This is a genomic window from Robertkochia sediminum, assembly GCF_016786255.1.
Classification (GTDB): Bacteria; Bacteroidota; Bacteroidia; order Flavobacteriales; family Flavobacteriaceae; genus Robertkochia; species Robertkochia sediminum.
The window spans coordinates 62,068-74,166 of the sequence record NZ_JADMKT010000077.1; the positions used below are offsets into that span (position 1 = coordinate 62,068).

11 protein-coding genes are annotated in these 12,099 nt (G+C 45.8%); 10 read left to right on the forward strand and 1 reads right to left on the reverse strand.

Features of this window, described 5'->3' with window-relative positions:
- The first annotated feature begins 14 nt into the window (after window positions 1-14).
- The 4 genes from nadC to priA are packed head-to-tail and all read left to right on the forward strand — an operon-like array spanning window position 15 to window position 4,740.
- Window positions 15-872 (forward strand): carboxylating nicotinate-nucleotide diphosphorylase, encoded by an 858-nt coding sequence (gene nadC, locus IS446_RS10190; RefSeq protein ID WP_203060382.1) that lies wholly within the window; start codon window positions 15-17, stop codon window positions 870-872.
- 1 nt (window position 873) lies between these two features.
- Window positions 874-1,785 (forward strand): YihY/virulence factor BrkB family protein, encoded by a 912-nt coding sequence (locus IS446_RS10195; protein ID WP_203060383.1) that lies wholly within the window; start codon window positions 874-876, stop codon window positions 1,783-1,785.
- Between the two features lie 12 nt (window positions 1,786-1,797).
- The gene (locus IS446_RS10200; RefSeq protein WP_203060385.1) at window positions 1,798-2,235 is read left to right on the forward strand and encodes a DUF2147 domain-containing protein; all 438 of its coding nucleotides are present in this window, start codon (window positions 1,798-1,800) and stop codon (window positions 2,233-2,235) included.
- A gap of 45 nt (window positions 2,236-2,280) precedes the next feature.
- Window positions 2,281-4,740 (forward strand): replication restart helicase PriA, encoded by a 2,460-nt coding sequence (gene priA, locus IS446_RS10205; RefSeq protein WP_203060386.1) that lies wholly within the window; start codon window positions 2,281-2,283, stop codon window positions 4,738-4,740.
- 25 nt (window positions 4,741-4,765) lie between these two features.
- On the opposite strand, the gene IS446_RS10210 is transcribed toward priA, so the two are convergent.
- Window positions 4,766-5,455, reverse strand: coding sequence for a LytR/AlgR family response regulator transcription factor (locus IS446_RS10210; RefSeq protein ID WP_203060388.1), 690 nt, complete (start codon window positions 5,453-5,455; stop codon window positions 4,766-4,768).
- A gap of 211 nt (window positions 5,456-5,666) precedes the next feature.
- On the opposite strand from IS446_RS10210, the gene rpsF reads away from it, so the two are divergent.
- The 6 genes from rpsF (at window position 5,667) to hisS (ending at window position 12,013) form a co-directional block, all read left to right on the forward strand.
- Window positions 5,667-6,005: a 30S ribosomal protein S6 gene (gene rpsF / locus IS446_RS10215; protein ID WP_203060390.1), complete on the forward strand. Its 339-nt coding sequence runs from the start codon at window positions 5,667-5,669 to the stop codon at window positions 6,003-6,005.
- Between the two features lies 1 nt (window position 6,006).
- On the forward strand, window positions 6,007-6,306 hold the full coding sequence (gene rpsR / locus IS446_RS10220) for a 30S ribosomal protein S18 (RefSeq protein WP_203060762.1): 300 nt from the start codon (window positions 6,007-6,009) through the stop codon (window positions 6,304-6,306).
- 13 nt (window positions 6,307-6,319) lie between these two features.
- A complete protein-coding gene (gene rplI, locus IS446_RS10225) occupies window positions 6,320-6,778 on the forward strand; it encodes a 50S ribosomal protein L9 (RefSeq protein WP_203060392.1) in 459 nt (152 codons plus the stop codon).
- Between the two features lie 109 nt (window positions 6,779-6,887).
- Window positions 6,888-10,061 carry a TonB-dependent receptor plug domain-containing protein gene (locus tag IS446_RS10230; RefSeq protein WP_203060393.1) on the forward strand — a complete coding sequence of 1,058 codons (3,174 nt, stop codon included), beginning with the start codon at window positions 6,888-6,890 and terminating at the stop codon, window positions 10,059-10,061.
- A gap of 65 nt (window positions 10,062-10,126) precedes the next feature.
- Window positions 10,127-10,597 carry a DUF6495 family protein gene (locus IS446_RS10235; protein ID WP_203060394.1) on the forward strand — a complete coding sequence of 157 codons (471 nt, stop codon included), beginning with the start codon at window positions 10,127-10,129 and terminating at the stop codon, window positions 10,595-10,597.
- A 45-nt stretch (window positions 10,598-10,642) separates the two neighbouring features.
- Window positions 10,643-12,013 (forward strand): histidine--tRNA ligase, encoded by a 1,371-nt coding sequence (hisS, locus tag IS446_RS10240; RefSeq protein WP_203060396.1) that lies wholly within the window; start codon window positions 10,643-10,645, stop codon window positions 12,011-12,013.
- Window positions 12,014-12,099 lie beyond the last annotated feature (86 nt).

Sequence of the window (12,099 nt, forward strand, 5' to 3'; positions counted from 1 at the left end):
AAAAAAGACACCATATGATCTCAAAAGAACAGTTTGAGAAAGAAATAGCACTGATCATTGCCAATGCCCTTAGGGAAGATGTGGGCGATGGCGATCACAGCTCTCTTGCCTGTATTCCTGCCGATGCCATGGGGGAGGCGAAATTATTGGTTAAAGACCGCGGCTATATCGCCGGAGTGGCCTTTGCCAAAAGGGTATTCCACGCTGTAGATCCCGAAATGGAGGTCGAGGTAAAGATCGAAGATGGGGCTCCCGTGAAGCAGGGAGATGTGGTGTTGTTTGTAAAAGGAAGGTCGCAGTCTATTTTAAAGGCCGAGCGCCTCGTACTTAATGCCATGCAGCGAATGAGTGCCATAGCGACCAAGACCCGAAAGTATGTAGGTCTTTTGGAAGGCACCGGAACGAAAATTCTCGATACGCGTAAAACGACACCCGGTATTCGCGCCCTGGAGAAGTGGGCGGTAACGATAGGGGGTGGGGAGAATCACCGCTTTGCCCTTTACGATATGATCATGCTTAAAGACAACCATATCGATTTTGCGGGAGGCATAACGGCTGCTATTGCCAAGACCAGGGATTACCTTAATGCAAAGGGTAAAGACCTCAAGATCATTGTAGAGGCGAGGGACCTTGGGGAAGTAGAAGAGATCCTTCGGTCTGAAGGGGTGCATCGTATCTTGCTGGATAATTTCAACTATGAAGATACCAGGAAGGCCGTGGCCCTTATTGGCGATCGCTGTCAAACCGAATCTTCGGGAGGTATTAATGAGCAAACCCTGCGCAAGTATGCAGAATGCGGGGTCGACTATATTTCTTCAGGCGCCCTGACCCACTCGGTATACAATATGGACCTCAGTTTAAAAGCGGTCTGATATGACAGAAAGCCTTCAGGATAAATTAGCGCGTTTGCCGGTGGTGGGCTGGGTCGTCGGACTGCTAAAGGCCGTACGTCTTCCGGGCTTCGAAGGCCTTACCCTTTACGACCTTTCTGAGATGTACGTTCAGGGTATTGTTAAAGGAGCTCTGACCTACAGAGCCAGTGCCATATCCTTTAGTTTCTTTATGGCATTGTTTCCTTTCCTGCTTTTTGTTCTGAACCTTTTGCCTTATGTGCCTATAGACAATTTTCAACGTGATTTTCTCGATCTTATCGAAAGTTTACTGCCTCCTAAATCGGTGGGATTTTTAGATAATGTCATCGGGGATATCGTGAATAATCAGCGAGGCGGACTCCTTTCCTCCGTATTCTTTCTGTCGATCTTTTTAATGGCGAACGGCGTGAATGCGATCTTCGATGGTTTTGAGTCTTCTTATCATACCACGATCAACCGTAAAATGATCAAGCAGTATGTGGTTTCGGTATTGGTGGCTATCATGCTGGTTTTGATCACCTTGTTTGCTGTGGTTGGTTTTGTATACCTGCAATACCTCCGAATTGTGGAAGCAGAAGGAGGGGATGGAGGCGTGATCGGGATCCAGCTTGCTAAGGGGTTGTTCTTTGTGGTGATATCCTACCTGATCACGGCAACACTCTATTACTTTGGTACAGCCGACAGTAAGCACACCAGATTTTTTTCGCCCGGTGCTCTTATGACCACGATCTTATTGGTGGTAACTACCTATCTCTTCGGGATCTACATTGAAAACTTTGGGCGATATAATGAATTGTACGGGTCTATTGGGGGCTTAATTATTTTTATGCTCTATATTTGGCTAAATTCAAACCTGCTTTTGCTGGGCTTTGAGCTTAATGCGGCCCTGCGGAGCTTAAAACGTAACTTTTAAAAAAGATCGATCATGAAAAGAAAAATTTTTACCGGATTCTTGTTCCTGGGACTAATGATGTTTGCAACGAATGCTTTTTCTCAGACCGTTTATGGAAAATGGAAGACCATTGACGATGAGACCGGTGAGCCAAAATCTATCGTAGAGATCTATGAAGATGGAGGTAAGGTTTATGGTAAGGTCGTAGAGATCCTTAACAAGAACAAACAAGATGCTAAATGTACCGAGTGTGAGGGGGCTAAAAAAGATGCGCCTATCCTCGGGATGGTAATCGTTGAAGGATTAGAGAAAGATGGTGATGTATACGAAGGCGGAACCATTCTCGATCCTAATAAAGGTAAAGAGTACCGTTGCAAGCTTTGGGTAGATGAAGACAATGCCGATAAGCTTAATGTAAGAGGATATATCGCTTTTCTTTTCAGAACCCAGGAGTGGTTCCGTGCAGAGTAAGTCGAGCAGCATAGCGTCATTATCTATTAAGAACCCCGATTGATCATGTCCTGGTTCACTGACGTCATTCTGCCTATCCCTATAGCTCATACCTTCACTTATGAGCTTACTGACGAGCAGGCATCCCGGTTGGTTCCGGGGTGCCGGGTCGCAGTTCCTTTCGGAAAGAATAAGATCTATACCGGTCTTGTTTACACCCTTCACCATGAACGGCCTTCCCGTTATGAGGCCAAACCCATAGATCAGATCCTCGATGCCATTCCTGTGGTCACAGCGCAGCAGCTGTCGCATTGGGAGTGGATCTCGTCCTATTATATGTGTACCCTTGGCGAGGTGTTTCGCGCCGCTATCCCTCCTGCCTTGCTGTTGGAGAGTGAGACCCTGGTGATGCGCAACGACGCGTTTAGTGGCGATGAAGAAGCGCTCAAAGATGATGAGTGGCTGGTGTTCGAAGCACTGCAACACCAGGCCGTACTCAAAGTCCAGGAGGTTTCTGCTATTATCGACCGGAAGAATGTGCTCCCTGTTTTAAAGCGCCTTATGGATAAAGGGGTGGTGCGTGTACAGGAGGAAGTTCACGAACAATACAAGCCAAAGCTGGTGCGTTATGTCAGGCTGCACGATCGCTACACCACAGATGAAGCGCTGGCCGAACTGCTCAATGCACTGAATCGGGCTCCCAAGCAGAAAACCGTGGTGCTTACCCTTTTTCAGTTACAGACTTCGGGAGAAGAACATATTACGTTAAAATCCCTGAAAGAGCGTTCCGGTGCTGCCGATGGCGCTATACGTGCATTGATCGATAAGGAGGTCCTGGAAGATTATCACCTGCAGCAAGACCGTATCGTTTATGAAGGGGAAACACAGGATTCCAAAACCCTTAATAAGTATCAGGAACAAGCGCTGAACGAAATACAGGAGTATTTTACCCACAAGGAGGTAGTACTGCTTCACGGGGTTACCGCTTCCGGGAAAACCGAGGTGTATGTCAAACTTATTGAAGAGGCTTTGAATAGGGGGGAGCAGGTACTTTATTTATTACCTGAGATCGCCCTGACCACCCAGCTTATAGACCGGTTACGTAATTATTTTGGTCATCGCGTAGGAGTATATCACTCCCGTTACAACATACACGAGCGGGTAGAGGTGTGGAACCAGGTGCTGGAGGCCGGCGAAAAGTCGCAGGTGGTGCTTGGGGCGCGGTCGGCCATGTTGTTGCCTTTTTCGAAATTGGGGCTGGTGATCGTTGATGAAGAACACGAACCTTCATTCAAACAATTCGATCCCGCGCCACGCTATCACGCCCGGGATGCGGCCATTGTGCTGGGAATGCAGCACAAGGCTAAGGTATTGCTGGGGTCGGCTACTCCTGCTTTAGAGACCTGGTACAATGCCAAAACAGATAAGTATGGGTTGGTGTCGCTTACGCGTCGTCATGGCGATGTGTTAATGCCCGATATCGAATTGGTCGACCTGCGTGATAAGTATAAAAAGAAAAGAATGCAGGGGCATTTCTCTGATCGCCTGATCGAGGAGATCGAAGAAGCCCTGGAAGAACGCAAGCAGGTGATCCTTTTTCAGAATCGTCGCGGATTTGCACCGGTGCTCGAGTGTCAGACCTGCGGTCATTCCCCTCAATGTCCGAACTGTGATGTGAGTCTTACATTTCACCGGCACAAGAACCAATTGCGATGCCATTATTGTGGGTATCATATGGCCATGCAGGAACGCTGTCTGGCCTGTGGAAGTCATGAGACCGATACCAAAGGATTTGGAACGGAGCAGATCGAAGGGGAGCTAAGAGCGCTCTTTCCCGATAAGCATATCGGGCGAATGGATTCTGATACGACACGGGGAAAGCACGGGTATGAAAAGATCATTAACAAATTCGAGCAAAAAGAGATCGATATATTGGTAGGCACCCAGATGGTTACTAAAGGACTCGACTTTGCGGGTGTCGGATTGGTAGGAGTGATGCTTGCCGATACGTTATTGAACTTTCCTGATTTTCGCGCACATGAACGTACCTACCAGGTGTTGCAACAGGTTTCGGGAAGGGCAGGAAGAAGTAAGGACCGTGGCAAAGTGATCATTCAAACCTACGATCCCCTCCACCAGATCATGCAGCAGGCTTCCATGAATCGCTATGAGGATATGGCCGGAGAGCAGCTCAATGAAAGAAAACTTTTTAAATATCCGCCATTTTACCGTTTGGTCAAGGTGACCTTCCGCGGTCGTGACTATAATAAGGTTAATGAAGCTGCCGACTGGTTTTCCAGGGTATTGCGTAATAATTTTATTGAAACCGGAGTACAGGTTTTGGGGCCTGAATTCCCACCTGTAGCCCGCATTCGCAATCAGTACCACAAGCATCTTATTGTGAAGATCCCACAAGGGCTTCATTTGGGTAAGGTCAAAGAACGCCTAAAAAAAATTGGCAACAGCTATGAAGCCGTTGCCAATTTCCGTAGTGTCAAACTTACGTTTAACGTAGATAATTATTAAAGTGTAATTATAGACGCATACGTTTTTAACTACTTAAGGCATCTGCCAGTTCTTGTTTTTTATTTCGACTTAATGGAATCTTCTTTCCGTTAACTTCTACGCTCTTGGAGTTGAATTTTTCCACCTTGTCCAAATTCACGATATACGATTTGTGTATACGTAAGAATCGTTCTGCGGGAAGTTCCTTTTCAAAAGATTTCATAGTAGATAGGATCACGATATTGGCCTCATCGGTAACCAGTTTAATGTAGTCACCAAGGGCTTCTACCCAATTGATCTCGTTCAGGAATACCTTGCGCTTCTTGAGATTGCTCTTAACAAAAATGTGTTCGTCATCTTCTTTGGAGGCAACTTTGAGTTTGTGTTTCTCCTGGGCGCGTTTTACAGCGGCATCAAACCGTTCCTGGGTGATCGGCTTGTGAAGATAGTCGGTTACATCATAGTCAAAAGCTCTTAAGGCATGGTCTTTACTGCCGGTAATTAAAACTACCTGCGGTGGGTCACTTAATGACTCGAGAAGATCAAACCCGCTTACTACGGGCATCTCGATATCCAGGAATATCAGCTCTACCTTGTGATTTTTAAGGCCGTTCTTGGCCTCAATGGCATTGCTGTACTCAGCAACAAGGTTCAGCATAGGGTGGTTTCTGATCAACCGGGCCACAGACATTCTTTGGATACTTGAGTCGTCGACAATAATACAATTCATTCTCATCTTTTCTCAGGTAAGTGGTTGGGTTTATGAACACTACAATAGTAATGAAAAATAGATAGCAAGGCAAAAAAAAGTGAATAAATCCCTCTTTTTGTTTAACTATCAAGGATCTGCGTTCAAAAAAGGGAATAAGGAAGGGGGAAGTGTTTGTAATTAAAATAATTAGTCTTACTTTTGCAGCCTTAAAAAATAAATTTTAATACGTAAAACAATGAATCATTACGAAACTGTTTTCATTCTAAATCCCGTTTTATCTGAGACTCAGGTAAAGGAAACAGTTAAGAAGTTTGAGGATTTCTTAATCTCTAAGGGGGCAGAATTTGTAGCTAAAGAAGATTGGGGGCTGAAAAAGCTTGCTTACCCTATCCAAAACAAGAAAAGTGGTTTTTACCATCTTTTTGAATTCAAGGTGGCCGGAGAGGCTATCGAGCCTTTCGAGCTTGAGTTTAGACGTGACGAGCGTATCATGCGTTACCTGACCGTTAAACTTGACAAACACGCGATCGAGTGGGCAGAAAAAAGAAGAAAAAAACTAAAAGAAAAAGCTTAACATTATGTCATCTATAGAGCAACAAGCTAAAGGAAAAAAAGACGGAGAGATCAGATATCTGACCCCGCTTAACATAGAAACCACGAAGACTAAGAAGTACTGCCGATTCAAAAAGGCCGGGATCAAATATATCGATTATAAAGATCCTGATTACCTGATGAAGTTCGTAAACGAGCAAGGTAAGATCCTTCCTAGAAGACTTACAGGAACTTCCCTGAAGTACCAAAGAAAAGTTTCAACCGCGATCAAGCGTTCACGTCACCTGGCGTTAATGCCTTATGTAGGAGATTTATTAAAATAAAAAACAGCAAACCATGGAGCTAATATTAAAGAAAGACATAGAGAACCTAGGGTTCAAAGACGATGTGGTAACTGTTAAGAATGGTTACGGAAGAAACTATCTTATTCCTCAGGGTTTTGCTGAACTGGCTACGCCATCTGCAAAGAAAGTGCTTGCAGAGAACCTGAAGCAAAGAGCATTCAAAGAGAAGAAGATCGTTGAAGACGCTCAGAAGCTTGCAGATCAGCTTAAAGAACTTGACGTGAAGATCACTGCTAAAGCCGGTGGCGGAAACAAACTTTTTGGTTCTGTGACCAACGCCGATCTTGCTGAAGCGATCAAGAAAGAAGCAGATATGGAAATCGATAAGAAGTTCATCAGCATCTTTGGAGGTAACGTTAAAGTTGCCGGAAAATACAATGCTGTGATCCGTCTTCACAGAGAAGTTATCGTAGACTTCCCATTCGAAGTTTTGGCTGAGCTTAACGCCTAAGCCTACGTTAACGTTTTCTTAAAAAAAAAGTAAGGCTACCCTTTTGGGGTAGCCTTTTTTTTATACTTTCGCGCCGTCAAATCATACATACTCAACTAATTCATTTACAATGAAACGACTACTACTTTTCCTGGTTATGCTGGGAGTAAGTGCCGCCGGTTTCTCACAGGTAACCACGGCAAACATTAAAGGATTGGTGACCGATTCACAAAACGAGCCCCTTCCGGGAGCCAGTGTTGTGGCGGTTCACACCCCAACCGGAACTCGTTACGGGGGTGCCACCAATTTTGACGGAAGGGTAAACCTGCTCAACCTTCGTGTAGGTGGGCCTTATACCCTGACCTTCTCTTACATCGGATTCCAGTCTCAGGAGATCACCGATGTGTATCTTGAACTGGGTAAAACGACCAACATCGACGTGGTGATGTCTGAAGACAGCCAGCAACTCGATGAGGTAGTGGTAAGCGCAGACCGTTCAGGAACGTTCGGATCTGACCGTACCGGTGCAGAAACCAGTGTGGGAAGAAAAGAGCTTACCCGTTTACCTACCATTTCACGTTCTGCACAAGACTTCACCCGTTTGGAGCCTACTGCGAGTGGAAACTCTTTTGGTGGTCGTAACGACCAGTACAACAACTTCTCTCTTGATGGAGCGATCTTCAACAACCCTTTCGGACTTGATGCTGCAACTCCGGGTGGACAAACAGATTCTCAGCCGATCTCTATCGACGCGATCGAGCAGATCCAGGTTTCTGTTGCTCCTTATGATGTAACCCTTTCCGGATTTACAGGAGCTTCTGTAAACGCTGTTACCAAGAGTGGTACCAATGAGATCTACGGAACTGCTTACGGATTCTTCAGAAATGAAGACCTTACTGGTGGTAAGATCAAAGGTGACAAGGTGGTTAAGCCTAAACTGGAGCAAAACCAATACGGTTTCAGCCTTGGAGGACCTATCGTTAAGAATAAAGTATTCTTCTTCGCCAACTTTGAGCGCGACGTAAGAACCGATATCGGTACTGCCGGTTTCGTACCGAACACAGGTAGTGGAGCGATCAACGAATCACGTGTTACTGAAGCCGATCTTATTGCCGTTCAGGACGCACTTTCTACCATCGTGATCGGACAGGATGCCAACGGAAACGATATTTTCTACAATCCGGGAGCTTATGAAGGATTTACCTATGGGGCTGAGTCTACTAAGGGTATCTTCAAGATCGACTGGAACATCAACGATAAGAACAGACTTGCTGTTATCTATAACTTCCTGAACGCTTCTAAAGAGAAGCCTGCTCACCCTACTGCTCTTGGGTTCCGTGGTCCTAACACCAACACCCTGCAGTTCGAGAACGCCGGATACGAGATCAACAACAACATCCAGTCTGTACAGGTGGAGCTTAACTCTACGCTTTCTGACGTAGCAGTGAACAAACTTCAAATGGGATATACCCACTTTGACGATTTCAGAAATCCGCTTTCTACGCCTGCACCGAGTATTACTATCCAGGAAGATGGAAGTAACTACATCATCGCAGGACACGAGCCTTTCTCTGTAAACAATACCCTCGACCAGAAGGTATTCCAGGTTACCGATAACTTTAACCTTTTCCTTGGAGAGCATACGCTTACTGCCGGGGTTTCTTTCGAGAAATTCGAATTTGACAACTCCTTCAACCTTGGAGCTTACGGAGCTGCAGGAACCTTCTTCCCAACTGCCGATTCTGTTGAATCTTTCCTTACTCAGGTGGCAAATGGAGATATCCAGGCGCAATTCGACCAGGCTATCGCTACCAATCAGGCGAATAACGCCAATGATTCATGGGCACTTGCAGAGACCAATGTAGGTCAGTTTGCGTTCTATCTTCAGGATGAGTGGAACCTTTCAACCGACTTTAAGGTTACTGCAGGTATCCGTTTCGATAAGCCGTTGTACTTTGATACTGCAGACAAGATCCGTGAGAACATCGACCGTAAAGGTGGTGCCGGTACCGGAACTTATCAGCCGGATATCGTTTACTTCGATCCTGAAACAGGAGAAGAGGTGAATTTTGACTCTACGCAATTGCCAAACAACGATTTCCTTATTTCGCCTCGTTTAGGATTTAACTGGGATGTTAAAGGAGACAACACCTTTAAAGTACGTGGAGGATCTGGAGTATTTACCGGAAGATTCCCGTTCGTATGGTTAGGAAACCAGGTTCAGGGAGTTGATTTCTTCTTCTACCAGGTAGTAGATCCTGACTTCCAGTGGCCACAGGTGTGGAGAAACAGCCTTGGTGCCGATTACCGTTTTGAGAACGGATTGGTACTTACTGCAGACCTTTCGTATACTAAAGACCTTAACGCGGCTCACGTACAGAACTGGGGACTTAACACCCCTTCAGGAACACTTCAGGGGGTAGATGGTCGTCCGGTTTATGAGAATACCGATAAGTCACAGATCTTCGGAGGACCTACCTCTGCCTTCGTTTTCACCAACTCTGATAAAGGGCGTATCTGGAATGCTGCTTTCAAAGCTCAGAAGACGTTTGATAACGGAATGTTCGCCAGCCTTGCCTATAGCTACCTGAACGCTAAGGATGTGAACTCTATCGAGGCTGAGATCACCGGGGATGCTTTTGTTGGTAACCCTGTTGCCGGTAATGCGAACACCGATGTGCTCGGATTCTCTAAGTACGGTGATACGCACCGTTTTGTAGGGGTGATATCTAAGCAATTCCAGTATGGTCAGGGACGTTGGGCGACCACCATCTCTGCATTTGCTGAGTATGCTCAGGGTGGTAGATTTAACTACACCTATGCCGGAGATATCAATAATGACGGATCGAACTTTAACGATCTGCTCTACATTCCTACTGCTGCCGAGCTTCAAAGCATGAACTTTGCTACAGAAGAAGGGCGTCAGGCATTTGAGAACTACATCGCACAGGATGATTACCTGAGCGAGAACCGCGGTCAGATCGCCGATCGTTACGCTGCCCTGGCTCCATGGAGAAGCCGTTGGGATGTGAAGATCCTTCAGGACTACAACTTCAAAGTTGCAGGAAACAAGACCAATACCATCCAGTTCAGTATCGATATCCTGAACTTCGGGAACATGTTGAACTCTAACTGGGGTGTGGTACAGGTGCCGAACAATATTCAGCCGGTATCTGTAAGTGTTGATGATAATAACGTACCAACGTACGACTTCAACCCATCATTGACCAATACCTTTAGTCCGCTATCTGATGTGATCTCAAGATGGCAGGCGCAATTCGGTCTGAGATACATCTTCAACTAAGAGATTATTTATTTCATAAAGGAAGGCTATGCATTATGCATGGCCTTTCTTATTTTTGCACACCTATGAAATACAGAAGGCTTACAAAAGAACAGTTTGAAGAGCTCCATAAGGAGTTCATTAATTTTTTAGCGACCCAGTCGATCACGGCGCAGGAGTGGGCAGATATCAAGAAGAACAAGCCTGAGGTGGCCGAGGAAGAGCTCGATGTGTTTAGCGACCTGGTATGGGAAGGCGTACTAAACAAGGTGAAGTACATTGAAAATATCGGGGAGCAACAAATGCACCTATTCGCTGTAGAAGAAAAGGAGATCAGGCTTATTGCGATAAAGGTGATGAATCCCGATATCGACCTGACCACCACAGAAGGGTTTACCTGGTTCAAAAAGAATCTGATGAGCGATTTCGTAGAGGTGATGACCGCCGCTAAAGCTTATGGTAATGACCCGAACAAGGATAAGTTCGAGCTAATCGAAAAGGGAGGCGTGATCACCAAGGGAGAACTTTTTAACTGGTTTAACGATATGCTGCCGTAAGCAGTACATCTTTCGATCTTATAATACTAATACAACACCAACACCATGGCAAAAAAACCGGGCATTCCTAAGGGAACCAGAGATTTTACTCCGGAAGAGGTCACCAAGAGAAACTATATTACCGGGATCATCAAAACGCAATTCCAGCGTTATGGGTTTCAGCCTATCGAAACCCCCAGCTTTGAGAACTCTGATACGCTTTTGGGGAAGTATGGCGATGAGGGCGACCGTCTGATCTTCCGTATCCTGAATTCGGGTGATTTTTTGAGGAAAGCCAAACCCGATCATCTGGAAAACCGCGATAGCAATGCCATGGCGTCAGATATATCTGAAAAAGCACTTCGCTATGACCTTACCGTGCCCTTTGCCCGTTATGTGGTCATGCATCAGAATGAGATCGACCTGCCTTTTAAGAGGTATCAGATCCAGCCGGTATGGCGCGCCGACCGTCCGCAAAAAGGACGATTCAGAGAGTTTTATCAGTGCGATGCCGATGTGGTGGGGTCTAACTCCCTGTGGCAGGAAGTGGAGTTCGTAAAGCTCTATGATGCCGTATTCCATGAGCTAGGGCTAAAAGGGGTAACCATTAAGATCAATAACCGCAAGGTGCTCGCCGGACTGGCAGAGATCATTGGAGCAGCAGACAAGCTCATCGATTTTACCGTAGCCCTTGATAAACTCGATAAGATCGGGGAAGAGGGGGTTAAAAAGGAGATGTTGGAAAAAGGCCTTAGCGAACAAGCTATTGAACGCATCCAGCCGCTTTTTGCCTTTGAAGGTAGTAATGAGGAGCGTTTGGATCAGCTGGAGGCGATGTTGAAAACTTCTGAGGAAGGAATGAAAGGGGTAGAGGAACTTCGCTTCATCTTTTCTAATGTTTCTGCGTTAGGGGTTCTTGCAGCCAACCTCGAGGTTGATGTAACCCTTGCCAGAGGGCTTAATTATTACACCGGTGCTATTTTTGAAGTTGGGGCTCCCGAAGGAGTGGCCATGGGGTCTATAGGTGGTGGAGGTCGTTATGATGACCTTACCGGGATCTTCGGACTCAAAGGGGTGAGTGGTGTAGGGATCTCTTTTGGTCTTGACCGTATCTACCTGGTACTTGAAGAGCTTGGACTCTTTCCGGAATCGGTGACCGAGAATACCCGTGTGCTGATCCTGAATTTTGGAGAGGCCGAAGCGTTTTACGGAATGGAGCTGTTGCAGCAACTTCGCAATAAGGGTATCAATGCAGAGTTGTATCCGGATGCCGCCAAGATGAAAAAGCAAATGAATTATGCCAATAAGCGAAACATTCCTTATGTGGTATTGGCGGGTACCCAGGAAATGAATGATGCTACCTATACGCTTAAAAATATGAGTAACGGTGAACAGGATACATTAAAGCAGCAAGAATTACTGGATAAACTTACCTGATCGTTCAGAAAAAATGATTAAAAAAGACCTCCTTTTCGGGAGGTCTTTTTTTTGTGTGTAGCCTGAGAGCTGTATAGGGTGTAAGA